Origin of the sequence: Streptomyces sp. NPDC058257, from assembly GCF_042881845.1 — a bacterium.
Lineage (GTDB): Bacteria > Actinomycetota > Actinomycetes > Streptomycetales > Streptomycetaceae > Streptomyces.
Genome location: NZ_JBHVXJ010000005.1, coordinates 1 through 17,940 on the forward strand (window position 1 = coordinate 1; position 17,940 = coordinate 17,940).

General features: G+C 66.5%; 14 protein-coding genes, 2 rRNA genes and 1 riboswitch. Of the genes, 13 read left to right on the forward strand and 3 right to left on the reverse strand.

Annotated elements, in window-relative coordinates; genetic code table 11:
• From ACFVXC_RS14750 to ACFVXC_RS14805, 12 genes are all read left to right on the forward strand, one after another.
• A 23S ribosomal RNA gene (locus tag ACFVXC_RS14750) occupies nt 1-2,364 on the forward strand; the annotation flags it as partial.
• Nucleotides 2,365-2,455: 91 nt separating this feature from the next.
• Nucleotides 2,456-2,572 (forward strand): 5S ribosomal RNA (gene rrf / locus ACFVXC_RS14755).
• 162 nt (nt 2,573-2,734) lie between these two features.
• Nucleotides 2,735-3,343: a CDP-alcohol phosphatidyltransferase family protein gene (locus ACFVXC_RS14760; protein WP_389905320.1), complete on the forward strand. Its 609-nt coding sequence runs from the start codon at nt 2,735-2,737 to the stop codon at nt 3,341-3,343.
• Nucleotides 3,344-3,457: 114 nt separating this feature from the next.
• Complete coding sequence (locus ACFVXC_RS14765) at nt 3,458-5,953, forward strand: sugar phosphate nucleotidyltransferase (RefSeq protein WP_389905322.1); 2,496 nt, start codon at nt 3,458-3,460, stop codon at nt 5,951-5,953.
• Between the two features lie 89 nt (nt 5,954-6,042).
• Entirely contained in the window at nt 6,043-6,942 is a 900-nt protein-coding gene (locus ACFVXC_RS14770; protein WP_389905324.1) for a DUF881 domain-containing protein, read from the forward strand.
• The gene (locus ACFVXC_RS14775; RefSeq protein ID WP_344529508.1) at nt 6,939-7,271 is read left to right on the forward strand and encodes a small basic family protein; all 333 of its coding nucleotides are present in this window, start codon (nt 6,939-6,941) and stop codon (nt 7,269-7,271) included. Before ACFVXC_RS14770 ends, ACFVXC_RS14775 begins: the two co-directional genes overlap by 4 nt.
• A 5-nt stretch (nt 7,272-7,276) precedes the next feature.
• Entirely contained in the window at nt 7,277-8,149 is an 873-nt protein-coding gene (locus ACFVXC_RS14780) for a DUF881 domain-containing protein (RefSeq protein WP_389905920.1), read from the forward strand.
• A gap of 82 nt (nt 8,150-8,231) precedes the next feature.
• Nucleotides 8,232-9,200: an FHA domain-containing protein gene (locus ACFVXC_RS14785; protein ID WP_389905922.1), complete on the forward strand. Its 969-nt coding sequence runs from the start codon at nt 8,232-8,234 to the stop codon at nt 9,198-9,200.
• Nucleotides 9,201-9,216: 16 nt separating this feature from the next.
• Entirely contained in the window at nt 9,217-9,960 is a 744-nt protein-coding gene (locus ACFVXC_RS14790; RefSeq protein WP_389905326.1) for a MerR family transcriptional regulator, read from the forward strand.
• A gap of 53 nt (nt 9,961-10,013) precedes the next feature.
• Nucleotides 10,014-10,487 carry a bifunctional nuclease family protein gene (locus ACFVXC_RS14795; RefSeq protein ID WP_006123076.1) on the forward strand — a complete coding sequence of 158 codons (474 nt, stop codon included), beginning with the start codon at nt 10,014-10,016 and terminating at the stop codon, nt 10,485-10,487.
• A gap of 183 nt (nt 10,488-10,670) precedes the next feature.
• Nucleotides 10,671-11,306: a MerR family transcriptional regulator gene (locus ACFVXC_RS14800; protein ID WP_389905328.1), complete on the forward strand. Its 636-nt coding sequence runs from the start codon at nt 10,671-10,673 to the stop codon at nt 11,304-11,306.
• Nucleotides 11,307-11,389: 83 nt separating this feature from the next.
• Complete coding sequence (locus ACFVXC_RS14805) at nt 11,390-12,862, forward strand: DNA polymerase IV (RefSeq protein ID WP_389905330.1); 1,473 nt, start codon at nt 11,390-11,392, stop codon at nt 12,860-12,862.
• 40 nt (nt 12,863-12,902) lie between these two features.
• On the opposite strand, the gene ACFVXC_RS14810 is transcribed toward ACFVXC_RS14805, so the two are convergent.
• Nucleotides 12,903-13,283 (reverse strand): PRC-barrel domain-containing protein, encoded by a 381-nt coding sequence (locus ACFVXC_RS14810; RefSeq protein ID WP_389905332.1) that lies wholly within the window; start codon nt 13,281-13,283, stop codon nt 12,903-12,905.
• A gap of 144 nt (nt 13,284-13,427) precedes the next feature.
• Nucleotides 13,428-13,525: riboswitch (glycine riboswitch) on the forward strand.
• A 197-nt stretch (nt 13,526-13,722) separates the two neighbouring features.
• Between ACFVXC_RS14810 and gcvP the strand changes: the two genes are divergently transcribed.
• Nucleotides 13,723-16,608, forward strand: a complete 2,886-nt coding sequence (gene gcvP / locus ACFVXC_RS14815; protein ID WP_389905334.1) for an aminomethyl-transferring glycine dehydrogenase — start codon at nt 13,723-13,725, stop codon at nt 16,606-16,608.
• 109 nt (nt 16,609-16,717) lie between these two features.
• Here the strand turns inward: gcvP and ACFVXC_RS14820 are convergent, their stop codons facing one another.
• Both ACFVXC_RS14820 and ACFVXC_RS14825 read right to left on the reverse strand, forming a co-directional pair.
• Nucleotides 16,718-16,924 carry a DUF5999 family protein gene (locus tag ACFVXC_RS14820; protein WP_323178639.1) on the reverse strand — a complete coding sequence of 69 codons (207 nt, stop codon included), beginning with the start codon at nt 16,922-16,924 and terminating at the stop codon, nt 16,718-16,720.
• A 305-nt stretch (nt 16,925-17,229) separates the two neighbouring features.
• The gene (locus tag ACFVXC_RS14825) at nt 17,230-17,814 is read right to left on the reverse strand and encodes a hypothetical protein (protein WP_389905336.1); all 585 of its coding nucleotides are present in this window, start codon (nt 17,812-17,814) and stop codon (nt 17,230-17,232) included.
• Between the last annotated feature and the right edge of the window lie 126 nt (nt 17,815-17,940).

Consider the following 17,940-nt stretch of genomic DNA (forward strand, 5'->3'; position numbering starts at 1 on the left):
AGTAGCGCGCTCAAGACCCGAAGCGGAGTGATCTAGCCATGGGCAGGTTGAAGCGGCTGTAAGAGGTCGTGGAGGACCGAACCCACCAGGGTTGAAAACCTGGGGGATGACCTGTGGTTAGGGGTGAAAGGCCAATCAAACTCCGTGATAGCTGGTTCTCCCCGAAATGCATTTAGGTGCAGCGTCACGTGTTTCTTGCCGGAGGTAGAGCACTGGATAGGCGATGGGCCCTACCGGGTTACTGACCTTAGCCAAACTCCGAATGCCGGTAAGTGAGAGCGTGGCAGTGAGACTGTGGGGGATAAGCTCCATGGTCGAGAGGGAAACAGCCCAGAGCATCGACTAAGGCCCCTAAGCGTACGCTAAGTGGGAAAGGATGTGGAGTCGCAGAGACAACCAGGAGGTTGGCTTAGAAGCAGCCACCCTTGAAAGAGTGCGTAATAGCTCACTGGTCAAGTGATTCCGCGCCGACAATGTAGCGGGGCTCAAGCGTACCGCCGAAGTCGTGTCATTTCAGCATATAGGGCCAACGCCTGCTGGGATGGGTAGGGGAGCGTCGTGTGCCGGGTGAAGCTGCAGCGGAAGCTAGTGGTGGACGGTTCACGAGTGAGAATGCAGGCATGAGTAGCGATACATACGTGAGAAACGTGTGCGCCGATTGACTAAGGGTTCCTGGGTCAAGCTGATCTGCCCAGGGTAAGTCGGGACCTAAGGCGAGGCCGACAGGCGTAGTCGATGGATAACCGGTTGATATTCCGGTACCCGCTGTGAAGCGTCAAACATTGAATCAGGCGATGCTAAGTCCGTGAAGCCGTCCTGGAGCCTTCGGGCAAAGGGAAGTGGTGGAGCCGACGATCCAGACTTGTAGTAGGTGAGTGATGGGGTGACGCAGGAAGGTAGTCCAGCCCGGGCGATGGTAGTCCCGGGGTAAGGGTGTAGGGCGCTGTCCAGGTAAATCCGGACGGCTTGTGCCTGAGACCTGATGCCGAGCCGATTGTGGTGAAGTGGATGATCCTATGCTGTCGAGAAAAGCCTCTAGCGAGTTTCATGGCGGCCCGTACCCTAAACCGACTCAGGTGGTCAGGTAGAGAATACCGAGGCGTTCGGGTGAACTATGGTTAAGGAACTCGGCAAAATGCCCCCGTAACTTCGGGAGAAGGGGGGCCATCACTGGTGATGAGTCTTGCACTCTGAGCTGGGGGTGGCCGCAGAGACCAGCGAGAAGCGACTGTTTACTAAAAACACAGGTCCGTGCGAAGCCGTAAGGCGATGTATACGGACTGACGCCTGCCCGGTGCTGGAACGTTAAGGGGACCGGTTAGTGCACTTTCGGGTGTGCGAAGCTGAGAACTTAAGCGCCAGTAAACGGCGGTGGTAACTATAACCATCCTAAGGTAGCGAAATTCCTTGTCGGGTAAGTTCCGACCTGCACGAATGGCGTAACGACTTCTCGACTGTCTCAACCATAGGCCCGGTGAAATTGCACTACGAGTAAAGATGCTCGTTTCGCGCAGCAGGACGGAAAGACCCCGGGACCTTTACTACAGTTTGATATTGGTGTTCGGTTCGGCTTGTGTAGGATAGGTGGGAGACTTTGAAGCGGGCACGCCAGTGTTCGTGGAGTCAACGTTGAAATACCACTCTGGTCGTGCTGGATGTCTAACCTGGGTCCGTGATCCGGATCAGGGACAGTGTCTGATGGGTAGTTTAACTGGGGCGGTTGCCTCCTAAAGAGTAACGGAGGCGCCCAAAGGTTCCCTCAGCCTGGTTGGTAATCAGGTGTTGAGTGTAAGTGCACAAGGGAGCTTGACTGTGAGACCGACGGGTCGAGCAGGGACGAAAGTCGGGACTAGTGATCCGGCGGTGGCTTGTGGAAGCGCCGTCGCTCAACGGATAAAAGGTACCCCGGGGATAACAGGCTGATCTTCCCCAAGAGTCCATATCGACGGGATGGTTTGGCACCTCGATGTCGGCTCGTCGCATCCTGGGGCTGGAGTCGGTCCCAAGGGTTGGGCTGTTCGCCCATTAAAGCGGTACGCGAGCTGGGTTTAGAACGTCGTGAGACAGTTCGGTCCCTATCCGCTGTGCGCGTAGGAATATTGAGAAGGGCTGTCCCTAGTACGAGAGGACCGGGACGGACGAACCTCTGGTGTGCCAGTTGTCCTGCCAAGGGCATGGCTGGTTGGCTACGTTCGGAAAGGATAACCGCTGAAAGCATCTAAGCGGGAAGCCTGCTTCGAGATGAGTATTCCCACCCCCTTGAGGGGTTAAGGCTCCCAGTAGACGACTGGGTTGATAGGCCAGATCTGGAAGCCCGGCAACGGGTGGAGGTGACTGGTACTAATAGGCCGAGGGCTTGTCCTCAGTTGCTCGCGTCCACTGTGTTGGTTCTGAAACCACGAACAACCCCGTATGTCGGGCCACGACTACGGTGCGGTTGACAGTTTCATAGTGTTTCGGTGGTCATAGCGTGAGGGAAACGCCCGGTTACATTCCGAACCCGGAAGCTAAGCCTCACAGCGCCGATGGTACTGCAGGGGGGACCCTGTGGGAGAGTAGGACGCCGCCGAACTCAATTTATAGCCGTGGTCCCTGGACTTATTGTCCAGGGACCACGGCTTTTTTGTTTTTCTGGACGTCTTCCGCCCCTTGACTACCCCTCTGCACCGCGGACTGACAACTGAGGGTAAGGTCAGGAGGCATCATTGGCTCGTTTCCCACAGGAGGCCCCCGGGTGGAGGTCCAGGAGACTCGCGTCCAGACGGACCGGGTCCTCACCATCCCGAACATCCTCAGCATGGCGCGTCTCCTCGGCGTACCCCTCTTCCTGTGGTTGATCCTGAGGCCGGAGTTCGGCGGGCCCAAGAGCGACGGATGGGCGCTGCTCGTACTGATGCTGAGCGGCATCAGCGACTATCTCGACGGCAAACTGGCCCGCCGTTGGAACCAGATCAGCAACCTTGGGCGGCTGCTCGATCCGGCCGCTGACCGGCTCTATATTCTGTCGACCTTGGTCGGGCTCACGTGGCGGGAGATTCTCCCGCTCTGGCTGACCTCGCTGCTGCTCCTGCGCGAGCTGGTTCTGCTGGTGATGGTCTGGATCCTCAGGCGTCACGGCTATCCGCCGCCGCAGGTGAACTTCCTCGGCAAGGCCGCCACCTTCAACCTGATGTACGCCTTTCCGCTGTTGCTCCTCAGTGACGGAAGTGGCTGGATCAGCACACTGGCTGCTATTTTCGGATGGGCGTTCGCCGGATGGGGTACAACTCTGTACTGGTGGGCAGGGATCCTCTACGTGGTTCAGGTCCGCCGGCTTGTCCGTGGGAACGCCACGGCCGATTGAGCTTGCCGATTAGGCAGCTGTAGAGGCTTGCAGTCCCGTGAGCGACATATAACGGGTCTATCTTGGCGGGCTAAGTCGGCTCGATCGTCGTCTATTGAGGAGGACGCTTCCGACATGAAGGCCGTCGTAATGGCCGGAGGCGAAGGCACGCGCCTTCGCCCTATGACCTCGAGCATGCCCAAGCCGCTCCTGCCTGTGGCCAACAGGCCCATCATGGAGCATGTGCTGCGGCTGCTCAAGAGGCATGGGCTCACCGAGACCGTAGTAACAGTCCAGTTCTTGGCTTCCCTGGTCAAGAACTACTTCGGCGATGGTGAAGAGCTCGGGATGGAGCTCACCTATGCCAATGAGGAGAAGCCACTCGGCACTGCCGGGAGTGTGAAGAACGCCGAGGAGGCATTGAAGGATGATGCGTTCCTAGTGATCTCCGGTGATGCTCTGACTGATTTCGATCTCACCGAGCTGATCAATTTCCACAAGGAAAAGGGCGCACTCGTCACCGTCTGTCTGACGCGCGTTCCCAATCCGCTGGAATTCGGCATCACCATCGTGGACGAAGAAGGAAAGGTCGAGCGCTTCCTGGAGAAGCCGACCTGGGGGCAGGTCTTCTCCGACACGGTGAACACGGGCATCTACGTCATGGAGCCCGAGGTCTTCGACTATGTCGACGCCGATGTGTCGGTCGACTGGTCCGGCGATGTTTTCCCCCAGCTCATGAAGGAAGGCAAGCCCGTCTACGGGTACATCGCCGAGGGCTACTGGGAGGACGTCGGTACGCACGAGAGCTACGTCAAGGCCCAGGCCGACGTGCTGGAGCGCAAGGTCGACGTCGAGCTCGACGGCTTCGAGATCTCGCCGGGTGTGTGGGTCGCCGAAGGCGCCGAGGTGCACCCCGACGCCACGCTGCGCGGGCCGCTCTACATCGGCGACTACGCGAAGGTCGAGGCCGACGCCGAGATTCGTGAGCACACGGTCGTGGGCTCCAATGTGGTGGTCAAGACCGGGGCGTTCCTGCACAAGGCCGTCGTGCACGACAACGTCTACATCGGCCAGCACAGCAACCTGCGGGGCTGTGTCATCGGGCGCAACACCGACATCATGCGGGCGTCCCGCATCGAGGACGGTGCCGTCATCGGTGACGAGTGCCTCGTCGGTGAGGAATCGATTATTCAGGGCAATGTCCGGGTCTACCCGTTCAAGACGATCGAGGCCGGCGCATTCGTCAACACGTCCGTCATCTGGGAGTCCCGGGGCCAGGCCCATCTCTTCGGTGCGCGTGGGGTCTCCGGGATCCTGAACGTGGAGATCACACCGGAGCTCGCGGTGCGGCTCGCGGGGGCGTACGCCACGACCCTCAAGAAGGGCTCGACCGTCACCACGGCCCGTGACCATTCGCGAGGCGCGCGGGCGCTGAAGAGAGCGGTCATCTCGGCCCTGCAGGCCAGCGCCATCGACGTACGCGACCTGGAGAACGTACCCCTGCCGGTGGCACGGCAGCAGACGGCCAGAGGCAGTGCCGGCGGGATCATGATCAGGACGACGGCGGGGGCGCCCGACTCCGTCGACATCATGTTCTTCGACGCGCGCGGGGCCGACCTGTCGCAGGGGAGTCAGCGGAAGCTGGACCGGGTGTACGCGCGCCAGGAGTACCGGCGGGCGTTTCCCGGGGAGATCGGGGATCTGCACTTCCCCTCCAGCGTCTTCGACTCCTACACGGGTTCGCTGCTGCGCAACGTCGACACCACAGGTGTGGCCGAGTCGGACCTGAAGGTGGTCGTCGACGCGTCCAACGGAAGTGCGGGCCTTGTGCTGCCGAGCCTGCTCGGCCGCCTCGGTGTCGACGCGCTGACCATCAACCCCGGCCTGGACGAGTCGCGTCCGACCGAGACCCGTGAAACGCGCAGGTCGGGTCTTGTACGGCTCGGCGAGATCGTGGCGTCGTCGCGTGCCGACTTCGGTGTGCGGTTCGACCCCGTGGGTGAGCGGCTTTCGCTCGTCGACGAGAAGGGGCGGATCATCGAGGACGACCGCGCGCTTCTGGTCATGCTCGATCTGGTCGCCGCGGAACGCCGCAGCGGGCGGGTCGCGCTGCCGGTGACGACGACGCGTATCGGCGAGCAGGTGGCCGCGTACCACGGCACGCAGGTCGACTGGACGACCACGTCGCCCGATGATCTGACGCGTGTGGGGCGCGACGAGTCGACCATCTTCGGTGGAGACGGCCGCGGTGGATTCATCGTCCCCGAGTTCAGCAGCGTCTTCGACGGTACGGCCGCCTTCGTGCGGCTCATCGGTCTCGTCGCGCGGACGCAGCTCACGCTGAGCCAGATCGACGCACGTATCCCGCGCGCCCATGTACTGCGGCGTGACCTCGCGACGCCCTGGGCGGTCAAGGGGCTCGTGATGCGCACGGTCGTGGAGGCGGCGGGGGAGCGGTCGGTGGACACGACCGACGGTGTCCGTGTCGTGGAGACCGATGGGCGGTGGGTGTTGGTGCTCCCCGACCCCGCGGAGGCCGTCACTCATCTGTGGGCCGAGGGTCCCGACGACGCGTCCGCCCAGGCGTTGCTCGACGAGTGGTCCGCCGTGGTGGACAGCGCCGGTCGCTGACCGGTCGCAAGGGCCGGACGGCACCTCTGAGAGGTGCCGTCCGGCACGCCGGTGGGGCCATTCGGAGGTAGGGCCCGCGACGTGCGACGATGTGCGGCATGCCGCAGCAGCCCCCCATCCGGAGCACCCCCTCGCGCCCCCGGCGCCCGGACGCTTCCATGTCGCTGCTGAACACCGTGATGGACCACAGCCTCGATGAGGGCTACGCCGAGGCTGCGGCGCGCAAGAAGGCGCAAGGCGCTGGTGGAGTGCCGCGTCCGCTGCGCGCGAAGCTCGGCCTCGCCCTCGGACTCGTGCTCGCGGCGCTGGTGGTGACCGTGGGTGCCGCGCAGGCGCGGATAGCTGCTCCGGTGGTCGCCAAGGAGCGCGCGGAGCTCATCGACCGGATCGAGTCGGCGACCTCGGACGCCGACGAGCTCGAAGGGGACGTCGAGACGCTCCGCGACGACGTGGGCGAACGACAGCGCGAGGCACTGAAGAAACACGGTGGCAGCCAGGGCGAGTTGGTGTCCCTGCTCTCCGGTGCCACCAAGGTCCATGGGCGCGGTGTGAAGCTCGTGGTGGACGATGCCAAGGAAGCCGACTCGGGTGGGGGCGGGCCGCGCGAGAGCGCGGGATTCTCCGACACCGGACGGGTGCGTGACCGCGACATGCAGCGGGTCGTCAACGGCCTGTGGCAGTCGGGCGCTGAGGCGATCGCCATCAATGACCAGCGTCTGACGGCGTTGTCGGCGATCAGGGCCGCGGGAGACGCGATACTGGTCGACAACAAGCCGCTGGTGCCGCCGTATACGGTGCTTGCCGTGGGTGACGGTCAGCGCTTGAGCACGCGATTCCAGAACAGTCGCGACGGTCAGTATCTGCATGCTCTGCAGGAGAACTTCGATGTCCGGACCAGCATTTCCGTCCATGAAGACGTCCGGCTGCCGGCAGCGCCGAGTGTGACCGTACGTACAGCAGAGCCGAAGGCAGGAAAGGGCACATCGTGATCGCCGTACTGGGCCTCGTCGTGGGAGTCGTGGCTGGATTGTTGGTCCGGCCCGAGGTTCCGGCGATGGTCGAGCCGTACCTGCCGATCGCCGTGGTGGCGGCACTGGACGCGGTGTTCGGAGGCCTGCGCGCGATGCTCGACGGGATCTTCGACGACAAGGTCTTCGTGGTCTCGTTCCTCTCGAACGTGGTCGTGGCCGCCCTGATCGTGTTCCTGGGTGACAAGTTGGGCGTGGGCGCCCAGCTCTCCACCGGTGTCGTGGTGGTCCTCGGTATCCGGATCTTCTCCAACGCCGCCGCCATCCGCCGACACATCTTCAGGGCGTGACGCGTATGGGTACGGACGAGACGCCCGGCGGAGACAACCGCGGCAGGGAGCTTCCCGCCGAGGTGCACAGTGCGCCGGCGGAGCCCGTGGAGGGCGCGGCGCCCGTGCGGGGCGAGCCGCGGGACAAGCAGCAGGACGACGAGCGGGCGCCTTCACTCCGCGGTCGTCAGCGGCTGAAGGAGGGGCTGTGGCCGCCTCGCGTCACGCGTCCTCAACTCATCGTCGCCCTGCTTCTGTTCGTGCTGGGGCTCGGCCTTGCCATCCAGGTGCGCTCCAACAACGACAGCAGTGCGCTCCGTGGCGCACGTCAAGAAGATCTCGTACGCATTCTCGATGAACTGGATGACCGTACACAGCGTCTGGAAGGTGAGAAGCAGCGTCTGGAGGATCAGCGCACCGGTCTTGAGAACAGCTCGGACCAGGCCGAGGAGGCCCGCAAGCAGACTGTCGAGAAAGAACGTCAACTCGGCATTCTGGCGGGCACCGTGGCGGCGCAGGGTCCTGGCATCACGCTGACCATCGATGACAAGAAGGGTTCGGTCGAGGCGGACATGCTGCTCGACGCCATCCAGGAGCTGCGCGCCGCGGGTGCCGAAGCCATCCAGATCAATGACGTACGCGTAGTGGCCAACACCTATCTGTCGGATACGGACAGTGGCGGTGTCAGGGTGGACGGCCGCAAGGTCGGCAAGCCCTACCGGTTCAAGGTGATCGGCAAGCCGCAGGACCTGGAACCGGCGCTGAACATCCCAGGTGGCGTGGTGCAGACTCTGGAGAAGGAGCAGGCCACCGCCACCGTGACGCGAGCGGAGAAGATCGTGGTGGACGCCTTGCGAGCGGCGAAGCGGCCTGATTACGCTCGGTCGTCGTCCCAGTGAGGCGGGGGTGCATGGGGGCCGCCGGTCGAGGGCATGAGGTTGCGGGGGGTCGGCGCACCGTAAGCGTGGTGCGTGGTGGAAACTGTTTGGTGGATGCGGACGTTGTGAGGATGTCTGTGCTGCCGATGTACGCCGGTGTGTGCAATCAGGGTTCGTCCTGCCCCACGGGCGGGTCTGTTTCGGTCAAGGGGAATCGCCCGTGAAGTTGTTTGCGAAGTTGTTCGGCAAGAGTGCACGTGAGGACAGCGGCAATCCCGCCACTGCCCGGCACCGTGCCACGCGCCATGGAGATGCCGAGGAGCAGGGCGGAGAGCGCCCGATGTTCCGCGACCAGGTCGGTGGGCCAGGCGGTGACAATTCGGGCGCGCAGGGCGCGTCGTCTGTTGACCCCGCCGGTGCGGGCCGCATAGGTTTCGGAGAACCGTCAACCTCAAGTACGGGTGGAGGGTTTACCCCCGATCCGTACGCATCGAATGCCCCCGCGGGGCAGCCGCGGCAGGAGGATCCGTCCATGGCCCTGGTGTGTACGAGGTGCGGGAACCGCAACGCGGAGGCGAGTCGGTTCTGCTCCAACTGCGGCGCGCCGCTGCGGGCCGGGGCCGCGCCGGAGCGTCCCTCCGAGACGACCTCCACCATCTCCATCTCGGGCCTGGAGGCCTACGACGCGGAGGTGACGGGGCAGACCGCCTCGCCCGCCCTCTCGCCGGAGGCCCAGGCCGCCGTTGACGCACTGCCGCTCGGCTCCGCGCTCCTCGTGGTGCGCAGGGGACCGAACTCGGGCAGCCGCTTCCTCCTGGACGGCGAGCTGACCACGGCGGGGCGTCACCCGCAGAGCGACATCTTCCTGGACGACGTGACCGTCTCGCGCCGCCACGTGGAGTTCCGTCGCCTCGGGGACGGTTCCTTCACCGTCGCCGACGTGGGCAGCCTCAACGGCACGTACGTCAATCGGGAGCGCATCGACTCGGTCGCGCTGTCGAACGGCGACGAGGTGCAGATCGGCAAGTACCGACTGGTCTTCTACGCGAGCCAGCGGGGCATCGGTATCTGACCCGTAGGGAAGGTCCATGCTTCAAACACCGAGGGGCGGTGCCGGGAACGGCACCGCCGCCGAGGACCGTCGGCTGATGAGTATCGGCGCCGTGCTGAACGCGCTGCGTGACGAGTTTCCCGAGGTTACGATCTCCAAGATCCGTTTCCTGGAGTCGGAAGGGCTCATCGAGCCGGAGCGCACGCCGTCCGGTTACCGGAAGTTCAGTCCCGAGGATGTCGAGCGGCTCGGTCACGTCCTGAGGATGCAGCGGGACCACTATCTGCCGCTCAAGGTCATCCGGGAGCACCTGGACGCCCTGGAGCGCGGAGAACGGGCTCCACTGCCCTCTCTGGGGCAGCCGCGGGAACCGGGTGACGCCTGGGGCGTGAGTGACGCCGAGGGGCCCACAGCGGCCCGTGTGGGCCGTGCCGAGCTGCTTGCCGCCGCGGAGATCGAGGCGGAGCAGCTCGCGGAGTGGGAGACGTACGGGCTCATCGCACCCTTGCCGGACGGCGGTTATGACGCGGAGGCCGTGACGGTCGCCGCGCTCGTCGTCGAACTCGGGCGGTTCGGTATCGAACCGCGACATCTGCGCGCCATGAAGTCGGCGGCCGAGCGCGAGGCCGGACTCGTCGACCAGGTCGTGGCGCCGCTGCGCCGGCACCGTAACCCGCAGACCAGAGCCCATGCGGAAGCCCGTACGAAGGAGCTCGCGGGGCTGACCGGAAAGCTGCATTCTGCACTGGTGCAGACGGCGCTCGGGGTGCGGTTGCCCTGACTCGGGAGGTGCCCGACTACCCAAACCGGCCGGGCACGTCCTAGGGTTGCTGTGTGAACGAGCTCGACGTCGTAGGTGTCCGGGTGGAAATGCCCTCCAACCAACCGATCGTGCTCCTGCGTGAAGTGGGAGGCGATCGCTACCTCCCCATCTGGATCGGACCAGGGGAGGCGACCGCGATCGCCTTCGCACAGCAGGGGATGGCGCCCGCACGGCCGCTGACCCACGACCTGTTCAAGGACGTGCTGGAGGCGGTGGGACAGGAGCTCACCGAAGTGCGCATCACGGACCTCCGAGAAGGGGTCTTCTACGCGGAGCTGGTCTTCGCCAGTGGAGTCGAGGTGAGCGCCCGGCCGTCCGACGCCATAGCGCTCGCGCTGCGCACCGGAACGCCGATCTACGGCAGTGACGGTGTCCTCGACGACGCGGGCATCGCCATTCCGGACGAGCAGGAGGACGAAGTGGAGAAGTTCCGCGAGTTCCTCGACCAGATCTCGCCCGAGGACTTCGGCACCAACAGCCAGTAGTCCGTCGCTTCCGAGTCGCTTCCGAATGGTCCCGGCGGACCATTCGGCTAGCCTTTCCCGGCGGCGCGGTACGGCAAACCACTCTTAGGGTGATTATCACTCGGCGTGCCGAGTGTGGCGATCGTTGACGAGCCCCTGGTGACTGCCTACCTTCGAGAAGGCAGGTCAAGGACGGAGGTCGGCGTGAGAAGCAGCGGCGACGATACGGCGACGGGCAGTCCGTATCCGCTTCACAGCAGCGCGGCCAGTCACTCTCCGAAGAGGCCGATGGCCGTTCAGGGGAGCGTTCAGGGGAGCGGGGACGCCACGTCCGGACAGTCCGAACAGGAACAGATCGGTTACCGGGGGCCGACCGCGTGTGCGGCTGCCGGTATCACGTACCGACAGCTCGATTACTGGGCCCGTACGGGTCTCGTCGAGCCCACTGTGCGGTCCGCGGGCGGGTCGGCGGCCCAGCGGCTCTACAGCTTCCGGGACGTCGTCGCCCTGAAGATCGTGAAGCGGTTCCTCGACACCGGCGTGTCCCTGCAGAACATCCGGACCACGGTCCAGCATCTGCGCGACCGCCGTTGCGAGGACCTGGAGCGGATGACGCTCATGAGCGACGGCGCGACGGTGTACGAGTGCACGTCGCCCGACGAGGTCCACGATCTGCTCCAGGGCGGCCAGGGAGTCTTCGGGATCGCCGTGGGCGTCGTGTGGCGGGATGTGGACGCCGCACTCTCGCAGCTGCACGGCGAGCGGATCGACACCGGAGAGACGCTCCTGCGGCAGAACCCCGCCGACGAGCTCGCGAGGCGGCGCAACAGGGCCGTGTGAGAGGCCGTGACCGCCCGAGCCGGTTCGGGGGCCGGGGTGGCGTTCTCGGGGCGTTGTCAGTGGCGTAGGGCAGCATCAGGGGTGTGAGAACCGCGCCCACGATCCTGCATCTCGACATGGATGCCTTCTACGCGTCTGCCGAGCAGGCCGCGAAGCCGAGTCTGCGCGGGAAAGCCGTGGTGGTGGGCGGCCTCGGACCCCGGGGTGTGGTGGCCACCGCCTCGTACGAAGCGCGTAAGTTCGGCGTGCACTCGGCCATGCCCATGGGGCAGGCGCGTCGCCTGGCGCCCAATGCCGCCTATCTGGTCCCGCGCTTCGGGCTCTACCGCGGGATCAGTGACCAGGTGATGTCGCTCCTTCGGGAGCTGTCGCCGCTGGTGGAGCCGCTCAGTCTGGACGAGGCGTTCGTCGATCTGGAGGCGGGCGGCGTGGCCGACGACCAGGAGTCGGCCCTTGCCGTGGGCGAGCGGCTGCGCGCGGACATCAAGGCGGTGACCGGGCTCGCGGGTTCGGTCGGGCTCGCCGCGTCCAAGATGCTGGCGAAGATCGCCTCGGAGGAGGCCAAGCCGGACGGTCTGCGGCTGATAGTGCCGGGCACCGAGCGGGAGCTGCTCGGGCCGATGTCGGTGCGGACCCTGCCCGGTGTCGGTCCCGCCACCGGGGACCACCTGCGGCGCGGGGGCATCACGACGGTGGGGGAGATCGCCGAGGCGGGTGAGGACGAGCTCGTACGGCTCCTCGGGAAGTCGCACGGGAGCGCGCTGTACGCGATGGCCCTTGCCCGGGACGAGCGGCCCGTGGTGGCGGAGCGGGAATCCAAGTCGGTCAGCGTCGAGGACACGTACGACGTGGACATCCATGACCGGGTACGGGTCAGGGGCGAGGTGGCGCGGCTGGCGGACCGGTGTGTGGAGCGGCTGCGGGCTGCCGGGCACTCGGGGCGGACCATCGTGTTGAAGGTGCGGCGGTTCGACTTCTCGACGCTGACGCGCTCCGAGACGCTGCGCGGGCCGACGGACGACCCCGGGGTGGTGCGGGAGGCGGCGGCGCGGCTGCTTGAGGCCGTGGACACCACCGGAGGCGTGCGGCTCCTCGGGGTGGGGGTCACGGGGCTTGCCGACTACACGCAGGAGGACCTCTTCGCGCAGGCGCAGGCCGCTGAGGCGGCTGAGGCGGCCGAGGCCCTGGAGGCGGGGAGGGAGGCAGAGGGGGAGGCAGAGGGGGAGCCGGCTGGGGTGGCGGCGGCACAGGCCGTGGGTGACGCGGTGGAGGTGCCGGCCGTGTCCCCGGTCGTACCCGTCGTGTCAGTGGCGGCGACCGAGCGGCGGTGGGCTGCCGGGCACGATGTGCGGCATGCCGAGTTCGGGCACGGGTGGGTGCAGGGGAGTGGTCTGGGGCGGGTGACGGTCCGCTTCGAGACGCCGGAATCGTCGGCGCCGGGACGGGTGCGGACGTTCAGGACGGATGATCCGGAGCTGGAGCCCGCGGAGCCCCTGCCGTTGGTGACCGCTCCTGAGGAGCCGGAGCCGGAGCCGGAGCCCGAGCCGGAGCCGTGATGCCCGTACGTGCGTGAGTCGCCGGGGTGACCGATGAGGGTCAGGGCGCTTCCTGGCCCGCGATGGTGCCGAAGTCCTGGTCCGGTGGTGGCGGCGCCTGCGGGGGCGCGATGTCCAGGCCGTAGTGGTGGTAGAGCTGCAGTTCCTGTTCGGGGGAGAGATGGCGGCCCACGCCGAAATCGGGGGCGTCCTTGATCAGGGAGCGCTCGAAGGGGATGCGCAGGGTGCCCTCGCGCGTGACCTCGCTGGGTTCCAGGGGCACGAACGCGTCCCTGCTGAACAGACCCGTGCGTATGGCCGCCCACTCCGGGGCGCCGGTGGCGTCGTCGAGATAGACCTCGTCGATCGTGCCGATCTTGGCCCCGTTCCGGTCGAACGCCTTCCGGCCGATCAGGTTGCGCGGATCGATGTCGGTCTGCACGGGCCCTCCAACTGGTCGAGGCTTGTCGAAGTGGGGCACGACTCATCCTTGTTCGTTCGTAATCACTACGAAAGAGCACTTCGGGGCAGGCGGCCACTCGAGGGATCGCCCGCAGTCCTCGCTGGTAGGCTGGCGCATGGCTGCTGACCCCGTGCGGGAGAGCTCTCCGGTGGAGACACCGGGGGCGCCGAAGGAGCAACTCCTCCCCGGAATCTCTCAGGCCCCTGTACCGCACGGACGAGGTCACTCTGGAAAGTAGGGCGGGCGTCGGGCGGGCACGTTCGAATCCCTTCCTCACCGACGGTGAAAGCCGGGACAGCTCCCTCATGGGGGCGCGGACCGGTGAAACTCTCAGGTTGAGATGACAGAGGGGGAGGCCGTCCGGGTACCCGCGCCGTGGTGCCCCTCGCAGGTCGCGTCAGACCAGGAGGCCTCCGCAATGACCGCCACCCCTCGCATCCCGCTTTCCCAGCTCGAACAGGGCATTCCCTTCGAGCAGCGGCACATCGGCCCCGATGCGGAAGCACGGGCCAAGATGCTCGCGCAGGTCGGATACGGCTCGCTCGACGAGCTGACCGCCGCCGCCGTACCGGATGTGATCAAGAACGCCGAGGCGCTGAACCTGCCCGGAGCGCGCACCGAGGCCGAGGTCCTGGCCGAGCTGCGTTCCCTCGCGGACCGTAACCAGGTTCTTGATCCCATGATCGGGCTTGGCTACTACGGGACCTTCACGCCGCCGGTGATCCTGCGGAACGTCATGGAGAACCCGGCCTGGTACACCGCGTACACGCCCTACCAGCCGGAGATCTCCCAGGGGCGCCTCGAGGCCCTGCTGAACTTCCAGACCGTCGTCGCCGAGCTCACCGGGCTGCCCACCTCCGGTGCCTCGCTGCTCGACGAGGGGACCGCCGCCGCCGAGGCCATGGCCCTGTCGAGGCGCGTGGGCAAGGTCAAGGACGGTGTCTTCCTCGTCGACGCCGACACGCTGCCGCAGACCATCGCCGTCATACAGACCCGCGCCGAGCCGGCCGGTGTCGAGGTCGTGGTCGCCGATCTGAGCGAGGGCATCCCGGCCGAGGTCGCCGAGCGCGGTGTCGTCGGCGTACTGATCCAGTACCCGGGCGCCTCCGGTGCCGTGCGCGACATGAAGCCCCTCATCGAGCAGGCGCACGAGATCGGGGCCATCGTCTCCGTCGCCGCCGACCTGCTGGCTCTGACGCTGCTCACCTCGCCCGGTGAGCTCGGCGCCGACATCGCCGTCGGCACCACACAGCGCTTCGGTGTGCCGATGGGCTTCGGCGGCCCGCACGCCGGTTACATGGCGGTGCGCGAGAAGTTCGCGCGCAACCTGCCGGGGCGGCTCGTCGGCGTCTCCGTGGACGCGGACGGCAACAAGGCCTACCGGCTCGCGCTGCAGACCCGTGAGCAGCACATCCGTCGCGAGAAGGCCACCAGCAACATCTGTACCGCTCAGGTGCTGCTCGCGGTGATGGCCGGAATGTACGCGGTCTACCACGGGCCCGAGGGACTCAAGGCCATCGCGCGCCGTACGCACCGCTACGCGACCGTGCTCGCGGCGGGGCTCACCGCGGGCGGCGTCGAGGTCGTGCACGGCGCGTACTTCGACACCCTGACCGTGCGGGTGCCCGGCAGGGCCGAGGAACTCGTCTCCGCGGCCCGCGAGGGCGGCGTCAACATCCACCAGATCGACGCCGACCACGTCTCCCTGGCCTGTGACGAGACCACCACGCGCAAGCAACTCACCGCGATCTGGACCGCGTTCAAGGTGGAGGCGGACGTCGAGGCGCTCGACGCGGAGACCGAGGACACGCTCCCGGCCGGTCTGCTGCGCGAGGACGAGTACCTCACGCACCCCGTCTTCCACCAGTACCGCTCCGAGACCGCCATGCTGCGCTACCTGCGCAAGCTGGCCGACCGCGACTACGCGCTCGACCGCGGCATGATCCCGCTGGGCTCCTGCACCATGAAGCTCAACGCGACCACGGAGATGGAGCCGGTCACCTGGCCCGAGTTCGGTCAGCTGCACCCCTTCGCGCCCGCCCAGCAGGCGCAGGGTTATCTCACGCTCATCCGTGAGCTGGAGGAGCGGCTCGCCGAGGTCACCGGGTACGACAAGGTCTCGCTGCAGCCCAACGCCGGTTCGCAGGGCGAGCTCGCCGGGCTGCTCGCCGTACGGGGCTACCACCGTGCCAACGGCGACGACCAGCGCACCGTCTGCCTCATCCCGTCCTCCGCGCACGGCACCAACGCCGCGAGCGCCGTGATGGCCGGCATGAAGGTCGTCGTCGTGAAGACCAGCGACGACGGCGAGATCGACGTCGAGGATCTGCGCGCCAAGATCGAGAAGCACCGTGACGAGCTGTCCGTGCTCATGATCACCTACCCGTCGACGCACGGTGTGTTCGAGGAGCACGTCGCCGATATCTGCGCCTCCGTGCACGAGGCGGGCGGCCAGGTGTACGTCGACGGGGCGAACCTGAACGCCCTGGTGGGCCTCGCCCAGCCCGGCAAGTTCGGCGGCGACGTCTCGCACCTGAATCTGCACAAGACCTTCTGCATCCCGCACGGCGGCGGTGGCCCCGGCGTCGGCCCGGTCGGAGTGCGCGAGCACCTCGCGCCGTACCTGCCCAACCACCCGCTGCAGCCCGCCGCCGGTCCCGAGACGGGCGTCGGGCCGATCTCCGCCGCGCCGTGGGGCTCCGCCGGAATCCTGCCGATCTCCTGGGCGTACGTACGCCTCATGGGCGGCGAGGGCCTCAAGCGCGCCACGCAGGTCGCGGTGCTCTCCGCGAACTACATCGCCAAGCGCCTCGAACCGCACTACCCGGTGCTCTACACCGGTCCCGGCGGCCTGGTCGCGCACGAGTGCATCATCGATCTGCGCCCGCTGAGCAAGGCGACCGGTGTCAGCGTCGACGACATCGCCAAGCGGCTCATCGACTACGGCTTCCACGCGCCGACCATGTCGTTCCCGGTCGCGGGGACGCTGATGATCGAGCCGACCGAGAGCGAGGACCTGGTCGAGATCGACCGGTTCTGCGAAGCGATGATCGCCATTCGCGCGGAGATCGAGAAGGTCGGCGGAGAGTGGACCGCCGAGGACAACCCGCTGCGGAACGCGCCGCACACCGCTGCCGCGCTCGGCGGTGAGTGGGAGCACGCGTACAGCCGCGAGGAGGCCGTCTTCCCGGCCGGCGTCGTGGCCGCGGACAAGTACTGGCCGCCGGTGCGCCGCATCGACCAGGCGTACGGCGACCGGAATCTGGTCTGCTCCTGCCCGCCGCTGGACGCGTACGAGGACTGATATCGCGTCCAGAACATGCGTGGGGGCCGGTCCGGAGGTTGTTGCTCCGGGTCGGCCCCTTTGTTGTCCGTGCCGTGGTGCTGCCGCGTGCTGCCGTGATGCTGCCGCGTCAGGCGGCGGTCATGATCTCGTCCGTGCCCAGTGGGCGGTGCGGGGCGATGATCTGGCCGTCCGGCAGCAGCTCGCCAGTGTCCTCGAAGAGGAGAACGCCGTTGCACAGCAGGCTCCAGCCCTGCTCCGGGTGGCTCGCCGTGAGGAGCGCGGCCTCCCGGTCTGCGGAGTCAGCTGTCGGGCAGGGTGGTTGATGCTGGCACATGGAAGGGTTCTTTCGCTGCGGTGTGATGGCTGTGACGTCTGCCTTGCGGCTCGATGCGGTGTTCATGGCCGCCCCCCGTTATGTCGGTCCGATCCCAGTGTTGCCCTACGGACGTCAATCCGCAGGGATTTAGCGGCAGCGCTTCTTACTGCTTAATGACGTATCACCCGCCCGGACGGTTCAGCCCAACTGCGCTGTCTTCTCGGGTGGTTCGGGGTGGTCATACCGGGCTAGTCCGTATGGGCCCAGGACGCACCGAGCCCCGCGGCCGGGAACGGCGGCGGGGCTCGGTGCGTACGGCGAGGTCAGGCGGGCGAGGTGAGCAGCGGTGCCGGGGTCATGCGGTGGGTGAGAACCTTGAGCAGCTCCGCGGCGCGGTGTGGGCGGTGCGCCGCGATGCCGGGAGGCGCGGGTGCGAGCGGAACGAGGATGTCGGAGGGCGCGAGGCCGCCGCTCGCGCCGTCCGCCGTGCAGTCGCCGTGCAGCCAGAGTGTGAGCATGTAGAGCTCGGGTATGGACAACAGTCGTGGCTGATAGGACATCTGCATCGCTTCGGCATGACGCAGGGCGCGTTCGGTGGCCGCGATGTACGGGCCCTCGAAGAAGTGGGAGAAGGTCCACCCGTCAGGCGTCAGCATCGTGTCCGCCGCGGCGACGGCGCGCTCGCCGCAGCGGATCAGGAAACGCCACCCCGCGAGACGGGTGGGGGATGGGCTCGACGGGATGATCCGGTCCAGGACGTGTACGGGCAAAGGGAGTTCGGGGCTCACCGGTCCCTGGGCGGCGCGCAGGGACGGAGTGCGGGCTTCGTGTACGGCGGTGGGTGAACCGAGTGCCGCGAGGACGCTGCGCAGGGCGGGCGCGGGAGCCGGGGGGACTTGCAGCGGCATGATGGGTCGCCTCTCTCATTCGACAGGCACGGTGGAACGAGGACAGGTGCGGACGTCGCTGTCTGCTCCGGGGGCAGAGGGGGGCGGGGGCAGGGGACCGCGAGCGCCAACTCTCTGCCTCGTTCG